The sequence below is a fragment of the Neoroseomonas marina genome, from assembly GCF_012927745.1.
In the GTDB taxonomy this organism is placed as follows: Bacteria; Pseudomonadota; Alphaproteobacteria; order Acetobacterales; family Acetobacteraceae; genus Neoroseomonas; species Neoroseomonas marina.
The window spans coordinates 449247-470496 of sequence record NZ_JABBKX010000001.1 but is presented as its reverse complement, the minus strand read 5'-3'; the positions used below and the strand labels follow the sequence as shown (position 1 = coordinate 470496).

At 71.3% G+C, this 21250-nt stretch carries 20 protein-coding genes; 15 read left to right on the top strand and 5 right to left on the bottom strand.

The window, feature by feature from the left end; translation table 11 throughout:
• Positions 1–675: a DsbA family oxidoreductase gene (locus tag GWK16_RS02260; protein ID WP_170052337.1), complete on the bottom strand. Its 675-nt coding sequence runs from the start codon at positions 673–675 to the stop codon at positions 1–3.
• Positions 676–785: 110 nt separating this feature from the next.
• Between GWK16_RS02260 and GWK16_RS02255 the strand changes: the two genes are divergently transcribed.
• The 7 genes from GWK16_RS02255 (at position 786) to GWK16_RS02225 (ending at position 7808) form a co-directional block, all read left to right on the top strand.
• Positions 786–1895: a serine hydrolase domain-containing protein gene (locus tag GWK16_RS02255; RefSeq protein ID WP_170052336.1), complete on the top strand. Its 1110-nt coding sequence runs from the start codon at positions 786–788 to the stop codon at positions 1893–1895.
• 155 nt (positions 1896–2050) lie between these two features.
• On the top strand, positions 2051–3070 hold the full coding sequence (locus GWK16_RS02250; protein WP_170052335.1) for an ABC transporter ATP-binding protein: 1020 nt from the start codon (positions 2051–2053) through the stop codon (positions 3068–3070).
• A 53-nt stretch (positions 3071–3123) separates the two neighbouring features.
• On the top strand, positions 3124–4413 hold the full coding sequence (locus GWK16_RS02245; protein ID WP_170052334.1) for an ABC transporter substrate-binding protein: 1290 nt from the start codon (positions 3124–3126) through the stop codon (positions 4411–4413).
• A 166-nt stretch (positions 4414–4579) separates the two neighbouring features.
• Entirely contained in the window at positions 4580–5428 is an 849-nt protein-coding gene (locus tag GWK16_RS02240) for an ABC transporter permease (protein WP_170052333.1), read from the top strand.
• Positions 5428–6246: an ABC transporter permease gene (locus GWK16_RS02235; protein ID WP_170052332.1), complete on the top strand. Its 819-nt coding sequence runs from the start codon at positions 5428–5430 to the stop codon at positions 6244–6246. Before GWK16_RS02240 ends, GWK16_RS02235 begins: the two co-directional genes overlap by 1 nt.
• Positions 6247–6309: 63 nt before the next feature.
• Positions 6310–7290: a phosphogluconate dehydrogenase (NAD(+)-dependent, decarboxylating) gene (gnd, locus tag GWK16_RS02230; protein ID WP_170052331.1), complete on the top strand. Its 981-nt coding sequence runs from the start codon at positions 6310–6312 to the stop codon at positions 7288–7290.
• Positions 7290–7808: a gluconokinase gene (locus GWK16_RS02225; RefSeq protein ID WP_170052330.1), complete on the top strand. Its 519-nt coding sequence runs from the start codon at positions 7290–7292 to the stop codon at positions 7806–7808. Before gnd ends, GWK16_RS02225 begins: the two co-directional genes overlap by 1 nt.
• A 10-nt stretch (positions 7809–7818) precedes the next feature.
• On the opposite strand, the gene GWK16_RS02220 is transcribed toward GWK16_RS02225, so the two are convergent.
• Positions 7819–8151 carry a YdhR family protein gene (locus tag GWK16_RS02220; protein WP_170052329.1) on the bottom strand — a complete coding sequence of 111 codons (333 nt, stop codon included), beginning with the start codon at positions 8149–8151 and terminating at the stop codon, positions 7819–7821.
• Between the two features lie 119 nt (positions 8152–8270).
• On the opposite strand from GWK16_RS02220, the gene GWK16_RS02215 reads away from it, so the two are divergent.
• Positions 8271–8558 (top strand): methylated-DNA--[protein]-cysteine S-methyltransferase, encoded by a 288-nt coding sequence (locus tag GWK16_RS02215; RefSeq protein ID WP_170052865.1) that lies wholly within the window; start codon positions 8271–8273, stop codon positions 8556–8558.
• The gene (locus GWK16_RS02210) at positions 8555–9247 is read left to right on the top strand and encodes a 2OG-Fe(II) oxygenase (RefSeq protein WP_338144375.1); all 693 of its coding nucleotides are present in this window, start codon (positions 8555–8557) and stop codon (positions 9245–9247) included. The genes GWK16_RS02215 and GWK16_RS02210 overlap by 4 nt, the downstream gene beginning before the upstream one ends.
• Positions 9248–9253: 6 nt before the next feature.
• Here GWK16_RS02210 and GWK16_RS02205 read toward each other — a convergent pair whose 3' ends face one another.
• Together GWK16_RS02205 and GWK16_RS02200 are read right to left on the bottom strand one after the other, a co-directional pair.
• Entirely contained in the window at positions 9254–10489 is a 1236-nt protein-coding gene (locus tag GWK16_RS02205; RefSeq protein WP_170052328.1) for a serine hydrolase, read from the bottom strand.
• On the bottom strand, positions 10486–11127 hold the full coding sequence (locus GWK16_RS02200) for an MBL fold metallo-hydrolase (RefSeq protein ID WP_170052327.1): 642 nt from the start codon (positions 11125–11127) through the stop codon (positions 10486–10488). The genes GWK16_RS02205 and GWK16_RS02200 overlap by 4 nt, the downstream gene beginning before the upstream one ends.
• Before the next feature lie 114 nt (positions 11128–11241).
• Here GWK16_RS02200 and GWK16_RS02195 point away from each other — a divergent pair, with 114 nt between their 5' ends.
• From GWK16_RS02195 to GWK16_RS02170, 6 genes are all read left to right on the top strand, one after another.
• Entirely contained in the window at positions 11242–15585 is a 4344-nt protein-coding gene (locus GWK16_RS02195) for a calcium-binding protein (RefSeq protein WP_170052326.1), read from the top strand.
• Positions 15586–15623: 38 nt separating this feature from the next.
• A complete protein-coding gene (gene msrA / locus GWK16_RS02190) occupies positions 15624–16193 on the top strand; it encodes a peptide-methionine (S)-S-oxide reductase MsrA (RefSeq protein ID WP_248291077.1) in 570 nt (189 codons plus the stop codon).
• Between the two features lie 154 nt (positions 16194–16347).
• The gene (msrB, locus tag GWK16_RS02185) at positions 16348–16761 is read left to right on the top strand and encodes a peptide-methionine (R)-S-oxide reductase MsrB (protein ID WP_170052325.1); all 414 of its coding nucleotides are present in this window, start codon (positions 16348–16350) and stop codon (positions 16759–16761) included.
• Positions 16762–16935: 174 nt separating this feature from the next.
• Positions 16936–17877: a Vgb family protein gene (locus GWK16_RS02180; protein ID WP_170052324.1), complete on the top strand. Its 942-nt coding sequence runs from the start codon at positions 16936–16938 to the stop codon at positions 17875–17877.
• Positions 17864–18634, top strand: coding sequence for a polysaccharide deacetylase family protein (locus GWK16_RS02175; protein WP_338144374.1), 771 nt, complete (start codon positions 17864–17866; stop codon positions 18632–18634). Before GWK16_RS02180 ends, GWK16_RS02175 begins: the two co-directional genes overlap by 14 nt.
• Positions 18635–18646: 12 nt before the next feature.
• The gene (locus GWK16_RS02170) at positions 18647–19594 is read left to right on the top strand and encodes a sterol desaturase family protein (RefSeq protein WP_170052322.1); all 948 of its coding nucleotides are present in this window, start codon (positions 18647–18649) and stop codon (positions 19592–19594) included.
• Between the two features lie 81 nt (positions 19595–19675).
• Here GWK16_RS02170 and GWK16_RS02165 read toward each other — a convergent pair whose 3' ends face one another.
• On the bottom strand, positions 19676–21157 hold the full coding sequence (locus GWK16_RS02165; protein WP_170052321.1) for a DegQ family serine endoprotease: 1482 nt from the start codon (positions 21155–21157) through the stop codon (positions 19676–19678).
• Between the last annotated feature and the right edge of the window lie 93 nt (positions 21158–21250).

The window sequence follows — 21250 nt, the reverse complement described above, 5'->3', positions numbered from 1 at the left end:
TCAGGCCGCCTGCGCCTTCAGGATCTCGACCGCGCGGCGGAAGCCGGCGGCCATCCGTTCGGCCGGCATCGCGCCCGAGAAGAGCAGGTGCCGGTCGAGCAGGAACGACGGCACGCCGGAAATTCCTGCCTGCGCGAGGCCGAGGCTTTCGCCCATCACCTCCTCGCGCGCCGCGCCGCCCGCCGCGAAGGCGGCCAGGGCCTCGGCGGGCATGCCGGCGGCCTCGCCCTCGGCGGACAGCACGGCGCGGTCGCCGATGTCCTTGCCCTCCTGGAAATAGGCGCGGAACAGCCGCTCCGCGACCGCGTGCTGCACGCCGGCAGGCCCGGCCAGGCGGATCAGCCGGTGCGCCTCGACCGTGTTCGGCGTGCGCAGCATCAGGTCGTGGCGGAATTCGATGCCCGCGGCGCGCCCGGCCTCCGCCACCTGGGCATCCAGTTGCTGGGAGCGTTCCAGCGAGCCGAACTTCTGCGCGCGATAGGTCGCACGCTCGACGCCTTCGGTCGGCATGTCGGGGTTCAGCTGGTAGGGCAGCCAGCCGATGTCGAAGGTCAGGCCCTCGGCACGCAGGATCTCGAGCGCCCCGTCCAGATGCGTCTTGCCGATCCAGCACCAGGGGCAGATGGCGTCCGAGACGATCTCGAGCCGGCCGGCGGTCGCGGGGGCGGTGTCCATGGCGGGCTCCTGTCGGGTCGTGCCGTGCAGGGAGAATGGGAGCGCCCCGCGGCGCGGGCAAGGCGCCCCCGGGGCTTAACGGCCCCGGCCCGCTGGCGCATAGGAAGGCCATGAGCATCACCTTCCCCGCCGCCCACCCCGCCCCCTGGCCCGAGGCCGCCCCCGCCGAGCTCGGCTTCGATGCCGCGAAGCTGGCCGAGGCGGTCGCCTTCGCCGCCGCGCACGAGACGCCCTGGCCCTACGATCTCGCCGGCCATATCGGCCGTGGCGCCTTCGAGCCGCCGCCGGGCAACGAGGTGCTCGGTCCCCTCTGGCCGCGTGGCGCGCCTTGCGGCCTGGTCACGCGCCACGGCGTGCTCGTCGCCCGCTGGGGCGACACGCGGGAGGTGAGCCAGACCTTCTCCGTCGCGAAATCCTACCTCTCGCTGCTGACCGGCATCGCCGTCGCGGACGGGCTGATCCCGGACATCGACCGCCCGGTGCGCGAACTGGTGGACGATGGCGGCTTCGACAGCGCGCAGAACGCCCCGATCACCTGGCGGCACCTGCTGACCAACACCTCCGAATGGGAGGGCGAGCTGTTCGGCAAGGCGGATGCGATCGACCGCGGCCGCAACCTCGGCGTCGAGGGGCAGGGGAAGAAGGGGGAGCGCGCGCTCGAGCCCGCAGGGACGCATTGGGAATACAACGACGTGCGGGTGAACCGCCTGTCGCTCTCCTTGCTGCGCGTCTTCCAGAAGCCGCTGCCCGAGGTGTTCCGCGAGCGCATCCTGGGGCCGATCGGCGGATCGTCCGACTGGCGCTGGGATGGCTATCGCACGTCGTGGGTCACGCTCGAGGACGGGCGGCGCGTGCAATCCGTGCCCGGCGGGACGCATTGGGGCGGCGGCATCTCGATCCATGCCGAGGACCAGGCGCGGGTCGGGCTGCTCGCGCTCGCCCGTGGGCTGTGGAACGACCAGTTCGTCATTCCCGCCGCCTGGATCGGCCTGTCCACCGAAGCCTGCGAGCTGAACCCGCATTACGGCTTCCTGTGGTGGCTGAACTCGGATGGGAAGAAGTATCCCTCGGCCGCGCGGGACGCCTTCTGCGCCTCGGGCGCCGGCGGAAACCTGACCTGGGTGGACCCGTCGAGCGGCATCGTCGCCGTGCTGCGCTGGACCAATCCGACGGCGATGGACGGTTTCATCGGCCGGGTGCGCGCCTCGCTGGCAGGCTGACTGCCTTCTTCTTGGGCAGGCGGGACGCAGGATGCGCGCCCGCCTGGCCGACCGGGGCGGGGGACCGGAACGGCCCACCCGGATGACGATGGCCCGATGATTGCTACCGCCGGTGCGGGCGCCGCGAGGCGCCGCCACCACGGACGCGGAGCGGCATGGCCAAGGGCGCGGATATCGAACTCGTCGCGGTGACCAAGCGGTACGGCGCGGTCGCCGCCGTCGACGGCATCGCGCTGCGCATTCCCGCCGGGACCTATTGCTGCCTGCTGGGCCCGTCGGGCTGCGGCAAGACCTCCACCCTGCGCATGATCGCCGGGCACGAGACGGTGACCGAGGGCGACATCCTCCTCGGCGCCGAGAACATCACCGACCTGCCGCCGGCCCGCCGTGGCACCGCGATGATGTTCCAGTCCTACGCGCTGTTCCCGCATCTTTCCTGCACCGACAACGTGGCCTTCAGCCTGAAGATGCGCGGCGTGCCCAAGGCCGAGCGCCGCGCGCGCGCCGCCGAGATGCTCGCCCGCGTCGAGATGACGGCCCATGCCGACCGCCTGCCGGCGCAGCTCTCGGGCGGGCAGCAGCAGCGGGTCGCACTTGCCCGCGCGCTGATCACCGATCCTTCGGTGCTGCTGCTGGATGAACCGCTCTCCGCCCTCGACCCCTTCCTGCGCGTCCGGATGCGGGAGGAGCTGAAGGCGCTGCAGACGCGGCTCGGCATCTCCTTCGTGCATGTGACGCACAGCCAGGACGAGGCGATGGCACTCGCTGACCTCGTGGTGGTGATGAACCACGGCCGCATCGAGCAGGCCGCCCCGCCGCGTGAGGTCTTCAACCACCCGGCCACCGCCTTCGTCGCGCGCTTCATCGGCGGGCACAACGTCATCGCGCTCGCGGACGGCCTGCCCATTCCGGCGCCGCCCGGCGGGGCACGGCACGTCGCCGTGCGCGCGGACCGCATGATGCTCGCGCGTCCGGGCGCAGCGGAACTGCCGCTGTCCGGCACGGTGCGATCGGTCGAATACCTCGGCGCGACCGTCGCGGTCGGCCTCGCGGTGGAGGGGCTCGAGCCGCTTTCCGCCGTGCTGCCCGAAGCCGCCTTCTTCGCCGATCCGGTGCATCCGGGCGAGGCCGTCTCGCTCGGCTGGAAGCCCGAGGACATGCACGCCATCGCGTGACACGCGGCGCGGCGGCAGGTCGCCGTCGCGTTCCTCTGCAAAGGGAGACTGACATGGTCGAGACCAAGGCAGGACAGAGCAAGGGCATCGCCCGGCGCAAGCTTCTCGGCGGCGTGGCGGGCGCCGCGCTCGGTTCCGGGGCGGTCACTGGCTTCCCGACCATCTGGGCGCAGAACATCCGCAACGTCGTGCTGCGCCAGTTCGGCACCGGCGTGTCGAACCAGAACGCGATCGCCGAGAAGTGCAAGGAAGACCTGGGCATCACACTGCAGATGACCGCGCTCGATTCCGACGCGGTGACGCAGCGCGCGGTGACGCAGCCGAATTCCTACGACATCGCCGACATCGAATACTGGATCTGCAAGAAGGTCTTCCCCGCCGGCGTGCTGCAGCCGATGGACACCTCGAAGATCCGGCTGTTCGACAAGATCGTGCCGATCTTCACCACCGGGAAGCTCACCCCGACATCGACCATCGCGCAGGGTACCGCGCCGAACACGGTGGGCTTCGTCGACGGGCCCGGCAGCACGCGCTTCGCCGCCGCGCCGACCCAATGGTTCACCATGATCCCGACGATCTACAACGCCGACACGCTCGGCATCCGTCCGGACCTGGTTGGTCGCCCGATCAGGAACTGGAAGGACATCATGGACCCCGCCTTCCGGGGCAAGACGTCGATCCTCAACATCCCGTCCATCGGCATCATGGACGCGGCGATGATCTGCGAGAGCGGCGGCGTCATCCGCTACGGCGACAAGGGCAACATGACCCGCGCGGAGATCGACAAGACCATCGACTTCCTGATCCAGGCCAAGCGCGCCGGCCAGTTCCGCGCCTTCTGGAAGACCTTCGACGAGAGCGTGAACCTGATGGCTTCCGGCGAGGTCGTCATCCAGTCCATGTGGTCGCCCGCCGTCACCGCGGTGCGGTCGCGCGGCATCCCCTGCGTCTACCAGCCGCTCGAGGAAGGCTACCGCGCCTGGGGCGGCGGCCTGGCGCTGGCCAAGCACCTGCGCGGCCTGCAGCTCGACGCCGCCTATGAGTACATCAACTGGTACCTTTCGGGCTGGGTCGGCGCCTACCTCAACCGCCAGGGCTACTACTCGGCGGTGCTCGAGACCGCGCGCCAGCACATGACCGCGGACGAGTGGGGCTACTGGATGGAAGGCAAGCCGGCCCAGGGCGAGATCAAGAACCCGCAGGGCCAGGTGATGGAACGCGCCGGCGCGGTGCGCGACGGCGGGTCCTTCGAACAGCGCATGGGGGCCGTCGCCTGCTGGAACGCGGTGATGGATGAGGACCGCTACATGGTCCAGAAGTGGAACCAGTTCATAGCGTCGTGATGTTTGTCCTCAAGCGCCGGCGCCGGCATCCGCCGGCTTGGCTTGCGCGCCGTGCACTGGTGCGCAGGTGACCGCGGGCGGTCTGGGCGCGGTCGCGCTTTGCGCTCCCGGACCGAGGCATTGCCTCGGTCCGCCTTTTCTCGGTGTCGCGTGAGGTGGGGTGGCGATGAGGGGTAGGGTTGCGGCACTGGCGCTGGCGTCGCCGCTCGCGCTGATCCTGCTCGCCTTCCTGCTGGTGCCGATCGGCACCATCGTCGTCGTGTCCTTCTTCGACTACGACAGCGTCCGCATGTTCCCCGCCTTCGTCTGGACGAACTACGAGGAACTGCTGCTCTCGCCCATCACCTGGAAGACCTACCTACTGACACTGTGGTTCGCCGCAGTCACCTGGGCGATCTGCCTCGCGATCGGCTTCATCGTCGCCTACTTCCTCGCCTTCCATGTGCATTCGGCGTTGATGCAGACGGTGCTCTTCCTGATCTGCACCATCCCCTTCTGGACCTCCAACGTCATCCGCATGATCTCCTGGATCCCCTTCCTCGGAAGGAACGGGATCCTGAACTCGGCGCTACTGTCGATGGGCGCGATCGACCAGCCGTTGGAATTCCTGCTGTTCTCCGACTTCGCGGTGGTGCTCGCCTATGTCCACCTCTACGCGCTGTTCATGGTGGTGCCGATCTTCAACTCCATGGTCCGCATCGACCGGTCCCTGGTCGAGGCGGCGCGCGACGCAGGTGCGAGCGAATGGCAGGTCCTGCGCAACGTGATCATCCCGCTCGCGCGCCCCGGCATCGCCATCGGCTCGATCCTGGTCGTCGCGGTCGTGATGGGGGACTTCGTGACCGTGCGGCTGATGAGCGGCGGGCAGTCCGCCTCGGTCGGGCTGATGATGGTCAACGCCATGTCGCTGCTGCAGTACCCCGCCGCCGCGGCGAACGCCGTCGTCCTGCTGGTCGTCGTGCTGCTGATGATCGCGGCCATGCTGCGCGTCGTCGACATCCGGAAGGAACTCTGATGCAGGGCGGCCGGCGGTCCCGCGCCTTCTGGCCGCTCGCGGCCTTCTTCGCGCTCTTCGTCGCCTTCCTCTACGGGCCGACGGTGACGATCGTCGTCCTCTCCTTCCAGGGGCCGGAGGGCGGGCTGACCTTCCCGATGCGCGGCTTCTCCACACGCTGGTTCGCGAACCTGTTCGAGACCCAGATGGTCGGCGATTTCGGCGGATCCTTCCTGCGGTCGCTGATGCTCGGCGCGATCGTGACCGTCGTCACCGTCGTCGTCTCCTTCATGGCGGGCCTCGCCTTCCGCCGGCGCTTCCCGGGATCGACGGCGCTGTTCTACCTGGCGGTGGCGAGCCTGATCGTGCCCTCGGTGCTGATCTCCCTCGGCATCGGGCTGATGTTCCGGCTGATCGGGGTGGATCCCGCCTGGTGGTCCTCGGGCCTCGGCGCGCACCTCACCTGGACACTGCCCTTCGGCCTGCTGATCATGTTCGCCGTCTTCAACCGCTTTTCCCCGGCCTATGAGGAAGCGGCGCGCGACCTCGGCGCGACGCTGTGGCAGACCATCCGCCACGTCGTGGTGCCGATCCTGCTGCCCTCGCTGATCGGCGTCGGCCTGTTCGGCTTCACCCTCTCCTACGACGAGTTCGCGCGCAGCCTCTACACCGCCGGCACCTTCAACACCCTGCCGCTCGAGATCTACGGCATGACCACCAACGTCACGACGCCGGTGCTCTATGCGCTCGGCACGGTGACGACAGCGGTCTCCTTCGTCGTCATCGGCCTGGCGATCGGCGGGGTGGTGCTGCTGCAGCGGCGGCGCGGCGGGGGCTGAACGGGCGTTGCGCCGGCCCCCGCGCTCGGGCAAGCATCCCGAAGGCCCAAGGGGGGAAGCCGCATGGCGGAGATCGGGATCGTCGGCCTCGGGCGCATGGGCGCGAACATCGCGCGCCGGCTGATGCGCGCAGGCCATCGCTGCGTGGTTTGGGACAAGGACCCGGCCGCGATCGCTGCCGTGGTCGCGGATGGCGCGACCGGTGCGGCGGACCTCGCCGGCGTCGTCTCGGACCTTGCCGCGCCGCGCGCCGTCTGGGTGATGCTGCCGCACGGCCCGCCGACCGAGAAGGCCATCGCGACGCTCGGCGACCTGCTCTCCCCCGGCGACGTCGCCATCGATGGCGGCAACACCCAGTGGAAGGACGATGTCCGCCGCGCCAAGGCGCTGAAGGCGAAGGGGGTGCACTACCTCGACATCGGCACCTCCGGCGGCGTCTGGGGGCTCGAGCGCGGCTATTGCCTGATGATCGGCGGGGAGGCGGCGCCCGTCGCCCGCCTCGCTCCTATCTTCGCCGCCCTGGCGCCAGGCCGCGGCAGCATTCCCGCCACGCCGCGTCGCGAGGGCCGCGCCCCCAATGTCGAGGAAGGCTGGCTGCATTGCGGCGGCCACGGCGCCGGGCATCTCGTGAAGATGGTCCACAATGGCATCGAGTACGGGATGATGCAGGCGCTGGCCGAGGGCCTCGACCTGCTGCGCCATGCCGACAGCCTGCAATTGCCCGAGGAGCACCGCATCAGCGTCGACGTCGCCGATGTCGCCGAGGTCTGGCGGCGCGGCTCGGTCGTCACGTCGTGGCTGCTCGACCTGACGGCGGCGGCACTCGCCAAGGATCCGGACCTGGAGAAATACTCGGGACGCGTGGGGGATTCCGGCGAAGGCCGCTGGACCGTGCAGCAGGCGATCGAGACCGCCGTCTCCGCCCCCGTGCTGACCGCGGCGCTGTTCTCCCGCTTCGCCTCGCGCGACGAGGGGCATTTCTCCGGCAAGGCGCTGTCCGCCATGCGCGCGGGCTTCGGCGGGCATCTGGAGCCCAAGGCCTGATGCCGGTCGCCGCCATCGTCGTGATGGGTGTGTCGGGCTGCGGCAAGTCGACCATCGGCACCTCGCTGGCCGAGCGCCTCGGCTGGACCTTCGAGGACGGCGACGCCTTCCACCCTGAGTCCAACGTCGCGAAGATGTCCGCCGGCAAGCCGCTGACCGACGAGGACCGCTGGCCCTGGCTGCGCGCCATCGCCGCGCGCATCGGGCAGGCGCGGTCGGCGGGTGCGCCGGTCATCATCGGCTGCTCGGCACTGAAGCGCGCCTATCGCGAGGTGCTGCGCGACGGCCATGCCGATCTGCGCTTCCTGCACCTGACCGGCGCGCCGGAACTGATCATGGCGCGCCAGGCCGCACGCACCGGACACTTCATGCCGGCCTCGCTGATCGCGAGCCAGTTCGCGACCCTCGAACCGCCGGACACCGAGGCCGACGTCATCGACCTCGATGTCGATCCCGAACCGCCGGCCATCGTCGCCAAGGCGGTCGCCGCCCTGCGGCGGCGCGGCGACCTGGCGTAGCGCGCGGCGCCTATTCCGCCGCCATCGCGAGCCCCGGCACCGGGCCGTTGGTGATCGCCGTCATGCGCTCTCGCACGTCGAACATGCGGATCTGCAGCTCCGTGATGTCCGGGTTCGCCTTCATGCGCGCGACGATCGGGCCGTTCACATAGGCCTCGGCGCTGGCACGGCTGTCGAAGAGGTAGATGCCGCCGGCGCGGCGTTCCTCCTCGCCGTCCAGCCAGATCTTCCACTGCAGCCCGGGCACGGCGAGGAACTGCTTCGCGCGGTCGTCGGTGTAGCGGGCTTCCCATTCGGCCTTGGGCATGGCCGGGCGCGTGTAGTTGACCTGGACGATCACCATGGCGCGGGTCCTCCCTTGGATGCGCGGGGCCATGATGGCACGGATCGCGCCGCCGCAACGCCCGGAAGGCGCGCCGCGAGCGATCCGGGGCATCACGGTCGGGACAGGAGAACCCCACCATGACCCTCGCCGACCTGCCCCTCGACCTCCATGGGACGCCCTTCCAGCGCGCCGTCTGGGCCGCGCTGCGGGAGATCGCGCCCGGCCGTACCGTGACTTATGCCGAGGTCGCTGCCCGCATCGGCCGCCCCGGCGCCGCGCGTGCCGTCGCGCGGGCCTGCGCGGCGAACCCGGTGGCGCTCGCCGTGCCCTGCCATCGCGTGGTGCCGGCCGCGGGCGGGACCGGCGGCTGGCGCTGGGGCGCGGCGCGCAAGCGGGCGCTGCTGGTGCAGGAGGGCGCGTTGTGATCGCTACGCTGGATTGGCCGCGCATCGCCGCCGACCTCGACGCCTTCGGCTGCGCGACGACGGGACCGCTGCTGACGCCGGAAGACTGCGCCGCGCTCGCCGCCCTCTATGACCGCGAGGACGGCTTCCGCAGCCGCATCGTCATGGCCCGCCACGGCTTCGGGCGCGGCGAGTACAAATACTTCGCCAACCCGCTGCCGGCACCCGTCACGGCGCTGCGGGAAGGCTTCTGGCCGCATCTCGCCCCCGTCGCGAACCGCTGGAACGAGGCGCTGGATCTCGCCCCGCGTTTCCCGGCGCGCCACGCCGACTTCCTGGCCCGCTGCCACGCGGCGGGCCAGTTGCGCCCGACGCCGCTGCTGCTGCGCTACGAGGCCGGCGACTACAACTGCCTGCACCAGGACCTGTATGGCGAGCACGTCTTCCCGCTGCAGGTCGCGATCCTGCTCTCGGAACCGGGGCGGGACTTCACCGGCGGCGAGTTCGTCCTGACCGAACAGCGCCCGCGCATGCAATCCCGCGCCGAGGCGGTGCCGCTGCGCCAGGGCGAGGGCGTGATCTTCGCCGTCCACCACCGCCCGGTGCGCGGCACGCGCGGCACCTACCGCGTCACGCTCCGCCACGGCGTCAGCCGCATCCGCAGCGGTCGGCGCCATACCCTCGGCGTCATCTTCCATGACGCCGCTTGATGGGCGTCAGGCCTCGAGCGCCTGGTAGGTCAGCATGTTGATCAGCCGCCGGTAGCGCAGCCGCATCTCGCCCGGCGCATGGGCCATCAGCACCACCGCGAGCCGTTCCGCCGGATCGACCCAGAAGAAGGTACCGAAGACGCCCGACCAGCCGAAGGCCCCCGGCGCGCCCATGAAGGCCGACCCGCCCGCATTCCTCCGCACCGAGACGGTCAGCCCGAAGCCGTAGCCCGTCAGCCCCGGATCCATCCGGTCCGGCCCGCCCGTGATGCCCTGGAGATGGTCCGAGCCCATCCAGCGCACCGTCGCCGGCGAGAGCACCCGCGCCCCGCCCAGCGTGCCGCCGGCGCGCAGCATCTCGGCGAAGCGCAGATAGTCCGAGGCCGTCGAGACCAGCCCCGCCCCGCCCACTTCCAGCTTCGGCGCCGCAAGCGGCGCGGCGACGGATTGCGGCTTTCCCGTCAGCGGGCAGGTCGGCAGCGCCTTGGCGAAGCGCGGCGCCGCGCCCGCGGGCAGCACGTAGCCGGTCTCCATCATGCCGAGCGGCTCGAAGATCCGCTGCCGCATGATGGTGCCGAGCGAGGCCCCGCCCACCGCCTGCGTCACCAGGCCGAGGACGTCGGTCGAGAAGCCGTACTCCCAGGCCTCGCCCGGATGGTGGCGCAGCGGCGTGGCGGCGAGCGCCTGCGCGAGGCTGCCCGCGTCATGCTCGTTCGCGACCGTCAAGGATGAACCGGGATGCGCCGCATGCACTGCCGTCGCGCCGAAGCCGCCATAGACGAAGCCCGTCGTGTGGCGCGCGGCGTCCTGTACGGTCATCGGGCGCCGCTGCGGCTCGGTCTCGATCGGGCCGTCGCCGGACAGCATCCCCGGCGTCGGCTTCGCGACCTGCATCGTCATCAGCGGCGGGACATAGGCGCCGACCGGGTCGGACATCAGCAGCCGGCCGTCCTCGACCTGCGTCAGCGCGGCGACGCCGCAGACCGGCTTGGTCATGGACGCGATGGCGAACATCGCATCGGGGCGCATCGGCACGCGCGCCTCGGCATCCAGGTAGCCGACCGCCTCGAGATGCACGAGCCGCCCGTCGCGCGCGATCGCCACCACGCCGCCGGGGAAGCGGCCTTCCGCCACCTCGCGTTCCAGCGCGGGGCGGATCTTCGCCAGCCGTGCGGAGGACATGCCCACCGCCTCCGGCCGCGCCGGGGGGATGGGCGAAACCTCAGCCTGGATGATGCTCACGCGGCGTCTCCCGCATAGGGGTTGGTGCGGCGCTCGGTCCCGAAGGTGGATCCCGGCCCGTGGCCGCAGATGAACTGGATGTCGTCCCCGAGCGGGAACAGCTTCTCCCGGATCGCGGCGATCAGCACCGCGTGGTCGCCATAGGGAAAGTCGGTGCGGCCGACCGAGCCCTGGAACAGCACGTCCCCCACCAGCGCGAAGCCGAGCGCGGTCGACACGAACACCACATGCCCCGGCGTGTGCCCCGGGCAATGCAGCACGGCGAATTCGTGGCCGGCGATCTCGACCGTCTCGCCTTCCTCGAGCCAGCGATCGGGCGTCACCGCGCGGCACTCCATGCCATAGCGCGCGCCCTGCTGCGGCAGTCCGGAGAGCAGGAATTCGTCGGCGAGGTGCGGGCCCTCGATCGGCACGCCGAGCGCCTCGGCCAGTTCCGCGGCCGCGCCGGCGTGGTCGAGATGCCCGTGCGTCAGCAGGATGCGCTGCACCTTCATCCCGGTCTGCTGGATCGCGTCCTGGATCTTGTCGGCATCGCCGCCGGGATCGACCACGACGCCTTCCTTCGTCTCGTCGTCCCAGATCAGGGTGCAGTTCTGCTGGAACGGGGTGACCGGGAGGATGGCGGCGGCGATGCTCATGCGCCGACCTTGGCCCGGCCCCCGCGCGGCGTCCAGCCGCCCGGCCTGGCGCCGTTCACGCTCCCTTCAGCCCGGCTGCGGCATGCGTTGCCGTCCCCCGGGTCGCAGGATGCGATGGCCAACTACCTCTTCACCGACGTCGCGGGCGCGAGCCTCGTCTTCGATCCGACGCAGGATTTTCTCGTCTTCCCGGCGGGGTACCCGGCGGCCTCGCTGTCCTTCCTCGTCGCGGGGTCCGACCTGCTGGTCAGCTCGGGTGGGATGACGGTGCGGCTGCTGAACCTCACGCTCGGTGGGGCGGGGCTGACCGGGGCGGACCTGGTGTTCCAGGACGGCAGCCTGTTGGTGCTCGACAGCACCGGCAGCAGCCTGCGGACCGGGACGGCGCAAGGCGACTGGATCGGCATCGACCGCGGCGGCAACGACACCGTCGCGGCCGGCGCTGGCGACGACCGGATCCAGGCCGGCGGCGCGCTGACCGCAGCCGATTCCGTCGATGGCGGGGACGGGACGGGCGATGTGCTCGCGCTCGGCGGTGCGGTCTCGGTCACGCTCGCGCCCGGCACGGTCCAGCGGGTCGAACGCTTCGAGATCGGCGCCGGCGATGTGAGCCTGGTGCTCGACGCCGCCACGGTCGCGACGGCGACGCCCGCCGAGGGCGCGGTCTTCACCGTCGACGCCTCGGCCCAGCCGCTCGGCTCCCGGCTGGTGCTGGACGGGTCGGCGGCGGTGGCCGCGATGGCGCTGCTCGGCGGGGCGGGGGACGACCTGCTGACCGGCGGCGCGGCGGGCGACAGCCTCGACGGCGGCGCCGGGGACGACACGCTCTCGGGCGGCGGCGGGGCGGACACCATCGCGGGCGGGCTCGGGGCGGATGTGCTCTCGGGTGGGGTGGGGGAGGACCTGTTCCTGTTCGACACCGCGGGCGCGCTCAGCCCGCCGGCGACGCCGGACCTGATCCTCGATGTCCAGGGCGCGGGCCAGGCCGGCGGGGACCGGATCGCGCTGCCCTCCATGTTCACCATCGGGCTGCTCACCGCCTTCCACGTCACTGCCGTCGACTTCGCCTTCGAGGGCTATGCGGAATCCGGCGAGCAATTGCCCGCCGCCTGGATCGGCGACGGCATCGCCGACATCGTCTGGCGCGTGGTCGAGGGCCAGGCCTGGCGCTTCGAGCTCTGGGTCGACGCCAACGACAACGGTCGCTTCGACCCGTCGGATCTGTTCCTGCGCATCGCGCTCGCAGAGGGCGAGACCGCCAGCGTGCTGACGCCCGAGGATTTCGCCACCCAGTTCGGCGGCTTCGTCGGCGGGCCGGATGGCGACGTGCTGGAAGGCCTCGGCTGGACCGACGACATCATGTGGGGGGAGGGCGGGGACGATTCCCTCTCGGGCGGCGGCGGCGTCGACGTGCTGTTCGGCGGCACCGGCAACGACACGCTGCTCGGCGGGGATTTCTCGGACGAGTTGCACGGCGATGCCGGCAGCGATTTCCTCGATGGCGGCGATGGCTGGGACACGCTCTTCGCCGGTGATCCCTGGGCGCCGGAGATCGAGAGTCCGGACGACCGCAACACGCTGATCGGCGGCGCCGGCTCCGACATGCTGTTCGGCGGGGCGGGGCGGGACACGCTGCTCGGCGGCACCGAGGACGACCTGCTCTGGGGCGATGCGGGTGACGACTGGCTCGAAGGCGGGGAGGATGCCGACCTGCTCTATGGCTGGGACGGGGCCGACCGGCTCGATGGCGGGGCGGGGGCGGACACGCTGCTCGGCGGGCTCGGGGCCGATGTGATGATCGGCGGCGCGGGGCCCGACCTCTTCGTCGTCGACCTCTCGACCAAGGACCTCGCGGAGAGCACGGGCGCGGCCGCGGACTGGGTCCAGGACTTCCAGCCGGGCGAGGGCGACATCCTCTCCCTCGGCCTCGTGGGGGGCATGGTGGGCGGTGCCTATGGGCCGGGGCCGCTCGCCTGGCGCGGGACCTTGGCGGCGCGGGACCTGTCGAGCGGGCCCAGCTACGGAAATGCCTTGGCGGGGGCGGGTGTCGGGCCCGGCTACTACCAGGCCTGGTGGCAGCCGGCGGTGCAGGGCGGGCAGGCGGCGGGCGGCTGGTTCGTCATCGATCTCGACCAGGACCTGGTGCTCGACATCGACGATGCCGTCATCCGGCTCGGCTCGCCCGGCGCCTGGGGGTCGGTCGCGCTGGACCCCGCAGCCTTCGCGGAGGGTACCTTCCGCGTGCTCGTCGGCACGGCCGCAGCGGACACGCTGGTCGCGGCGGAGTCCGGGCAGGAGGCCTTCGGCCTTGGCGGCGCCGACAGCCTCGTGGGCGGGGCCTTGACCGACCGGCTGCTGGGCGGGGACGGCAACGACACGCTGATCGGCCTCGGCGGCGCGGACCAGTTGTGGGGCGGGGCCGGCAACGATTGGATCGAGGGCGGGGAGGGCGACGACGAGGTCTTCGTCGAAGGCCCGGGGATCGAGGAGGTGGACGGCTTCCTCGCCCGCAACACCGTCATCGGCGGGGCCGGCAATGACAGCCTGTGGGGCGCGGACGGGCGGGAGTCGCTCGAGGGCGGGGACGGCAACGACTGGCTCTATGGCGGCATCGGCCTCGACACGCTGCGCGGCGGGGACGGTGCGGACACCCTCATCGGCGGCGACGGCTCCGACCTGATCGAGGGCGGCGCCGGGGCGGATTCCATCGATGCCGGGGCGGGCGACGACACCGTCACCTACGATCCGCTCGACAGCTTCCTCGATGGCGGGGACGACACCGACCTGCTGGTGGTGACCGCGCCGGTCACGGTCACGCTGGACAGCCAGATCGATCAGGTCGCGGGCGGCGGCATCACCCGCGGCTTCGAGGGCGTGGACGCCTCGGCCGTCGCCCTGGCGGTGACGCTGCTCGGCACCTCCGGGCGCAACCGGCTGATCGGCGGGGCGGGGGACGACCGGCTGGAAGGCAAGGACGGCGCCGATACGCTGGGAGGTGGGGCGGGCGGGGATACGCTGCTCGGCGGCGCCGGGGACGACGCCATCGAGGGCGGGCCGGGGGCCGATTATCTCGACGGCGGCACGGGCAACGACCTGCTGACCTATGCGGGGGCGGCGGGACCGGTGACGGTCCAGCTCTTCGCGGGCGCGGCCTGGGACGGCGCCGCCTGGGACACGATCACCGGGTTCGAGTTGCTGCGCGGGTCGGCCTTCGGGGATTCGCTCGACGGCACGCAGCGCGACGACCGGATCGAGGGCCGTGCCGGCAACGACACCATCATCGCCTTCGGCGGCAACGACACCGTGGTCGGCGGCGATGGCGAGGACCGCCTGGTCGGCGGGCCTGGCAATGACTCTGTCATGGGCGATGCCGGCAATGACAAGCTCGAGGGCGCGGAGGGCAACGACACCCTCGACGGCGGCGCCGGCGCCGACACCATGACCGGCTTCACCGGGGACGACGTCTATCGCGTCGACAGCGATCTCGACCGCGTCGTGGAACTGCCCAACCAGGGCATCGACACCGTCTTTGCGACGGTCGGGCATTTCCTAGGCCCCGATGTCGAGTGGCTGGTGCTCGAGGACGGGACCGGGGACATCTTCGGCGTCGGCAATCCGCTGGCGAACGGCATCCAGGGCAATGAGGGCCGCAACCGGCTGATCGGACACGCCGGCGACGACACCATCCGGGGCGGCGGCGGCAACGACCGCATCGAGGGCCGCGACGACAATGACCGGCTCTACGGGGAGGCCGGGACCGACGTCATCCTTGGCGGCAACGGGGCGGACATCGTCGATGGCGGCCTCGGCAGCGACACGCTGTATGGCGAGGACGGCAATGACAGCCTGTTCGGCGGCACCGACAGCATCACCGACGTGCTCTATGGCGGGAACGGCGACGACTGGCTCGATGGCGGCCTGGGCTACGACATCATGTATGGCGGGCCGGGGAACGACATCTACATCGCCTCCCAGCAGGTCGAGGCGATCTACGAGAACCCGGGCGAGGGCTGGGATGTCGTCATTGCCCTGGGAGGGTCGGGCTTCGTGCTGCCGGACAATGTCGAGGAACTGTTCGTCTCCGGCCCCATCACCGGCACCGGCAACGCGCTGTCCAACCGCATCACGGGCAGCGCGGCGGCGGAACGGCTGCTCGGCAAGGACGGCAACGACACCATCACCGGGGCCGGCGGCAACGATCTGATGTGGGGCGAGGGCGGCGCGGATACCTTCGTCTTCGGCGCGCATTCCGGCGTGGACGCCATCCGCGACTTCACCCCCGGCCAGGACCGCATCCTGCTGCAGGGCCTGCCCTTCGCGAATTTCAGTGCCGTGATGGCGGCGACGCGCGATGCCGCCGGCGGAGCGATCATCGATTTCTCGCCCGAGGCTTCCGTTCAGCTGACCGGCGTATCCAAGGCCGCGCTGCATGCGGGGGACTTCGTCTTCCTCGCGTGACCTTTCCTCCCCACATGGCGAACATGATGAGCCAACCGATGGAGGACAGGATGATCGCGCAGGCGGGACACGAGGCGGCCACCCTCGGCGGTGGCTGCTTCTGGTGCCTCGAGGCGGTGTACAAGGAGTTGCGGGGCGTGGTCTCGGTCATGTCCGGCTATGCTGGCGGGCATGTCGAGAACCCCTCCTACGAGGAGGTCTGCGGCAAGAAGACCGGCCATGCCGAGGTGGTCCGCGTGGTCTTCGACCCGAAGGAACTGTCCTACGCCGACCTTCTCCGGGTCTTCTTCACCATCCACGACCCGACCACGAAGGACCGGCAGGGGGCGGATGTGGGGCCGCAATACCGCTCCATCATCCTTACCCATTCGGATGAGCAGGCCGCGACCGCGCGTGCCGTGATGGCCGAGGTCGAGAAGGCCGGCATCTGGGACGGCCCGCTGGTGACCGAACTCGTGCCCGAGGCCCCCTTCTGGCCGGCCGAGCCGGAGCATCACGACTACTTCGCCCGCAACCCCTGGTCGGGCTATTGCCGGGCCGTCGTGGCGCCGAAGGTGCTGAAGTTCCGGAAGGTCTTCGCCGATCGCGTCAAGCGTCCGGCGGCCTAGACGAGGGGGCGTCGCCCCCTCGAACTCCCCCACCGAGGGCCGAAAGGCCCTCGGAACCCGTTTTGGTTTCCAAAGGCCTTTCGGCCTTTGGCGGGTGGGGTTCCGGGGGGGGCAGAGCCCTCCCCGTCCCAGCCCAGACAAGGAAGACCGAGCCATGAAGTCCGACGACACCTATGCCGTGACCAAGACCGAGGCCGAGTGGCGCGAGGCGCTCTCCCCCGAGGCCTTCCGCGTCCTGCGCCAGCACGGCACCGAGCGCCCCGGCACCTCCCCGCTCAATGAGGAAAAGCGCCCCGGCACCTTCGCCTGCGCCGGCTGCGGGCAGCCGTTGTTCGAAGCCGAAACGAAATACGAGAGCTGCTCCGGCTGGCCGTCCTTCTTCGCCCCGATCGACCAGGGGGCGGTCGGCACGACGACGGACCGGTCCTTCTTCATGACGCGGACCGAGGTCCATTGTTCCCGCTGCGGCGGCCATCTCGGCCATGTCTTCCCGGACGGGCCGGAGCCGACGGGGCTGCGCTACTGCATGAACGGGGTGTCGCTGACCTTCGTGCCGAAAGGCGGCTGAGGCGCCGTTCGGGGGTCCGGCGCCGGGTTCGCGCCGGACGCGCGGATGCGCCGCGAGGAGTATTTTGAATAGCCTCGCGGTGCCCCACTCCGTACTTGCGCCGGGCGCGGCGGGGGCGCAGGTTCCGGCGCGGCGGAGCCCCCCTTTCCGTCGCCCCGAACCCCCTACGAGTCCATGCGCCGCCTCGCAGCCCTCCTTCTTCTCCCCCTCCTGCTGCAGGCCAGGCCGGCCGCGGCGGACCTCGTCTACGTCCTCAATTCCGGCGATGCGTCGGTGTCCATCCTGGATGGCTTCACGCGCCAGGAAATCCGCCGTTTCCCGATGCTGCGGGAACCGCACCACCTGGTGCTGTCGCCGGATGGGCGGGAGCTGCTGATCGCGGATTCCGGCGGCAACGAGATCTTCTTCGTCGACCCGAACACCGGCGAGACGCGCCGGCGGGAACGCATCTCGAACCCCTATCACCTGGCCTATTCGCCGGACGGGCGGTACCTGGTGGTGGCGAGCCTGCGGCGGAACCAGGTCGATATCTACGACGCCCGCGGCCCGCAGCTCGTCGCGCGGCTGCGGACGCCGGACAAGCCCTCCCACATCGCGTTCAACCCGGACAGCCGGACGGCCTTCGTCACGCTGCAGGGCACGGGCATGGTCGCGGCGATCAGCCTCGAGACCCATCAGATGCTGTGGGAAACCCCGGTCGGGCGCGAGCCCGCCGGCATCGCCTGGCACCGCGGCAAGCTGATCGTCGGGGTGATGGGGACCGACAGCTTCGCCGTGCTGAACCCCGAGACGCAGCAGGTCGAACGCACGATCCCGATCGGCCGCGGCGCCCACCAGGTGTTCGTTGCGCCGGACGGGCGCTCGATCTGGCTGACCAGCCGCGTGCAGAGCCGCCTCGCCGAACTGGACCCGAGCACGCTCGAGGTCCGGCGCGTGATCGAACTGCCCGGCGGGCCGGACGACATCGCCTTCGACCCGGATGGCCGGCTCTGGACCACGCTGCGGTGGACCGGGCGCATCGCGCGCTTCGACCCGCGGTCCGGCGATGTCGAGCTGATCCGAGTCGGCCGCAGCCCGCATGGCGTCTTCGTCCAGCCGCGCCGTGGCGAGCAGTAGGCGGGGCCGCGCGCTCCTCGGCCTCGTCCTCGCGCTGGCCGCCGCCATCCCGGCGGCGGCGCAGGCGCCGGCCCAGTGCCGGGCGGGCACGGTCTACCTGACCATCGACACCGGCTGGGGGCGGGAAGCCGAGCAGATCGCCGCCATCCTGCGCCGCCATGGGGTCCGCGCGACCCTGTTCGTGGCCAACGAACCCACGGTGACGGGGGACCGCAGCCTCGGCCCAGGCTGGGCCGCCTTCTGGCGCGCCCGGGCGGCGGAAGGCCATGTCTTCGCCAGCCACACCGACCGCCACTGGTATTTCCGCGCCGATGCCGGCCCGGGCCGCGTCCGCTACGTGTCCCGCACGCGGGAAGGCGAGGAGGTCCTCGACCAGGCCGGCATGTGCCGCGAACTGGCCCGCCCGATCGAGCGCCTGCGCGAGGCCGCACCGGATGCCACTGTCCTGCCGCTTTGGCGCGCGCCGGGCGGCATCACCACGCCGAACGCGGTCCGCATGGCCGAGGCCTGCGGCCTGCACCACCAGGGCTGGACCGCCAACGGCTTCCTCGGCGACGAGCTGTCGAGCGACACCCAGCCCAACGCCGCGCTGGCGCGCCGGGCGCTCGCCACCATCCGCGACGGGGAGGTCCTGGTGATGCACTGGGGCGTCCGCAGCCGGCGCGATCCCTACGCCAACGTGCTGGAGGAGGCGATCACCGGCCTCCAGGCCCGCGGCTTCTGCTTCGCCACACTGCCGCCCGGCGGGCGGCGCTAGAATGGCCCTGCCATGGACTTCCTGACGAACCTGCACGACGCCGTCACCGGCTGGATCTTCGAATACCTGCTGCAGCCCGCGCTCTACGAAGCCGGGCTGATGGACTTCGCGGACGAGGTCTTCACCTGGCTCGATTTCGCGCTGTTCGGCGCGCTGTCGATGATCGTGGTCTACATCGTCTGCCGTCCGCTCGAGGCCTGGCGGCCGGTCGAGCCCGTCACCGACCGCCGCGCGATCCGCACCGACATCCTCTACACGGCGCTGTCGCGCCTTGGCGTCCTGCCGCTGCTGGCCTTCGTGCTGCTCTCCTCGCTCCAGGCCTGGTGGGAGGCGACGGTCGCCGACAGCGGCTTCGTGCCGCCGACGCTCGAGACGCTGGTGCCCGGCCTGCGCGAGATGCCGATCCTCGCTTTCGCGCTCTACGTGGTCATCCTCGATTTCGGCGAATACTGGCGCCACCGCCTGCAGCACACCTTCGGCTGGTGGTGGGCGCTGCATTCGATCCATCACGCGCAGCGCCAGATGACCTTCTGGACCGACGACCGGAACCACATCCTGGACGAGGTGATCGCCGCGCTGTGGTTCGGCGCCATCGCGCTGCTGATCGGCGTGCCGCCGGGGCAGTTCCCGATCCTGGTGATGATCATGCGGCTCGCGGAAAGCCTGAGCCACGCGAACGTCCGCCTGTCCTTCGGGCGGATCGGGGAAAGGCTGATCGTCTCGCCCCGCTTCCACCGGCTGCACCACGGGGTGCTCTCCACGGCGGACCACGGCAAGAACTACGCGGTGCTGCTGCCGGTGTGGGACTGGATATTCGGCACCGCGGATTTCCGTCGCGACGTCTTCCCGCGCACCGGCGATCCGGATGCGCCCGAGGCGCTGGCGACCGGCGGCTGGCTGCGCCAGCAGGCGGTGGGGCTCAAGCGCATGGCAGGCGCCATCTTCGGCCGCACGGCCTGAACGAGGCAGCGGGGCGGAGGGATCGCTCCCCCCGCCCCGCAGGCGGCGAGGGTGGATCGCTCCACCCCCGCCCTCCCGGGGTCAGCCCTGCTTCGTCGGGACGGCGACGAAGAGGGAACGACCCTCGCGGACGATCTGCAGCGCCAGCGGGCCGGTGGACCTCTCGCGGATCGCGCGGGCGGCCTGCTCGGGGTTCGCCACGTCCTGGTTGCCCACGCGGGTGATCACGTCACCCGGGCGGATGCCGGCCGCGGCGGCGCGGCTGTCCGGCCGGACCTCGGCCACCACCGCGCCATTGGCGGTGCGCGGCAGGTTCAGCTGCTGGCGCATCGCGTCGTCGATCGGCGCCAGCGCCACGCCGACCGGCTCGCGGCCGCCCTGCTCGGCCGAAGCCTGGTCGCTGCCCGGCGCCTTGTCGGTCAGGGCCGCGAGGGTCGCCCGCAGTTCCTGGTTCTGGCCGTCGCGGACCACGCCGAGCGTCACCGCGGTGCCCGGGCGGACGCCGGCGACGGTGCGCGCGAGGTCACGCTGGTCGTTCACCTGGTGGCCGTCGAGCGCCGTGATCACGTCGCCCGGGCGCAGGCCGGCGCGGGCGGCCGGGCTGTCCGGCGTCACCTCGGCGACAAGGGCGCCCTTGGCGGTCGGGATGCGCATCGCCTCGGCCAGTTGCGGCGTGACCTGCTGGGTCATGGCGCCGAGGAAGCCGCGCTCCACCCGCCCATGCTCCTTCAGGTCCGCGACGACCATGCGGACCATGTTGGACGGGATGGCGAAGCCGATGCCGACCGACCCGCCGGAGGGCGAGAAGATCGCCGTGTTCACGCCGATCACGCTGCCGTCGAGGCCGAACAGCGGACCGCCCGAATTGCCCTGGTTGATAGGCGCATCGATCTGCAGGAAGTCGTCATAGGGGCCGGCGCCGATGTTGCGCCCACGCGCCGAGACGACGCCCGCGGTCACGGTCCCGCCGAGGCCGAAGGGGTTGCCCACGGCCACCACCCAGTCGCCCGGCCGCGCGCGGTCGGAGTCGCCCAGGTTCAGGAAGGCGAGCGGCGCGCCGGCCTCGACCTTCAGCAGCGCGAGGTCGGTGCGCGGGTCGCGGCCGACCACGCGGGCCGGCAGCTCGCGGCCGTCATCGAGGGTCACGCGGACCTCCGCGGCGTCCTGCACGACGTGGTTGTTCGTCACGACATAGCCGGCGGCGTCGACCACGAAGCCCGAGCCCAGCGCCTGGGCCGCGCGGCGGCCGGGCTGGTTGTCGCCGAACTGGCGGCGGAAGTTGCGGTCCTGCTGGGACCCGCGCGGGAAGGGCGACTGCTCGCCCTGGTCGGCGACGCGCTGGACGGTGGTGATGGTCACGACGGCCGGGCGGACGCGGGCGACGAGGTCGGCGAAGCCGGGCAGGCCGGCCTGGTTGACGGCGGGCGCCGTGATGGCCGGCGGCGTGGCCGACTGGGCGAAGGCGCGGTCGCCCTGCCAGAAGGCCAGCCCGCCCAGCGTGGACCCGGCCATCAGCAGCGCGGCGAAGCCGGCGCGACGGCGGCGGCTGGAAGCGTTGGTCATCTGCACTCTCCTGTAGGCGGCCCGTTCGGGGCCGCGACAGGAGGCACTCTCGGGCCTGGACCGTGGAGGGGCGGCCCGCGTCTCCATGACAGA

Excerpts from the sequence above, each read along its gene's own strand:
- GWK16_RS02260 (WP_170052337.1), bottom strand. The coding sequence starts at position 675 with ATGGACACCGCCCCCGCGACCGCCGGCCGGCTCGAGATCGTCTCGGAC.
- GWK16_RS02255 (WP_170052336.1), top strand. The coding sequence starts at position 786 with ATGAGCATCACCTTCCCCGCCGCCCACCCCGCCCCCTGGCCCGAGGCC.
- GWK16_RS02250 (WP_170052335.1), top strand. The coding sequence starts at position 2,051 with ATGGCCAAGGGCGCGGATATCGAACTCGTCGCGGTGACCAAGCGGTAC.
- GWK16_RS02245 (WP_170052334.1), top strand. The coding sequence starts at position 3,124 with ATGGTCGAGACCAAGGCAGGACAGAGCAAGGGCATCGCCCGGCGCAAG.
- GWK16_RS02240 (WP_170052333.1), top strand. The coding sequence starts at position 4,580 with ATGAGGGGTAGGGTTGCGGCACTGGCGCTGGCGTCGCCGCTCGCGCTG.
- GWK16_RS02235 (WP_170052332.1), top strand. The coding sequence starts at position 5,428 with ATGCAGGGCGGCCGGCGGTCCCGCGCCTTCTGGCCGCTCGCGGCCTTC.
- gnd (WP_170052331.1), top strand. The coding sequence starts at position 6,310 with ATGGCGGAGATCGGGATCGTCGGCCTCGGGCGCATGGGCGCGAACATC.
- GWK16_RS02225 (WP_170052330.1), top strand. The coding sequence starts at position 7,290 with ATGCCGGTCGCCGCCATCGTCGTGATGGGTGTGTCGGGCTGCGGCAAG.
- GWK16_RS02220 (WP_170052329.1), bottom strand. The coding sequence starts at position 8,151 with ATGGTGATCGTCCAGGTCAACTACACGCGCCCGGCCATGCCCAAGGCC.
- GWK16_RS02215 (WP_170052865.1), top strand. The coding sequence starts at position 8,271 with ATGACCCTCGCCGACCTGCCCCTCGACCTCCATGGGACGCCCTTCCAG.
- GWK16_RS02200 (WP_170052327.1), bottom strand. The coding sequence starts at position 11,127 with ATGAGCATCGCCGCCGCCATCCTCCCGGTCACCCCGTTCCAGCAGAAC.
- GWK16_RS02195 (WP_170052326.1), top strand. The coding sequence starts at position 11,242 with ATGGCCAACTACCTCTTCACCGACGTCGCGGGCGCGAGCCTCGTCTTC.
- msrA (WP_248291077.1), top strand. The coding sequence starts at position 15,624 with ATGGAGGACAGGATGATCGCGCAGGCGGGACACGAGGCGGCCACCCTC.
- msrB (WP_170052325.1), top strand. The coding sequence starts at position 16,348 with ATGAAGTCCGACGACACCTATGCCGTGACCAAGACCGAGGCCGAGTGG.
- GWK16_RS02180 (WP_170052324.1), top strand. The coding sequence starts at position 16,936 with ATGCGCCGCCTCGCAGCCCTCCTTCTTCTCCCCCTCCTGCTGCAGGCC.
- GWK16_RS02170 (WP_170052322.1), top strand. The coding sequence starts at position 18,647 with ATGGACTTCCTGACGAACCTGCACGACGCCGTCACCGGCTGGATCTTC.
- GWK16_RS02165 (WP_170052321.1), bottom strand. The coding sequence starts at position 21,157 with ATGACCAACGCTTCCAGCCGCCGCCGTCGCGCCGGCTTCGCCGCGCTG.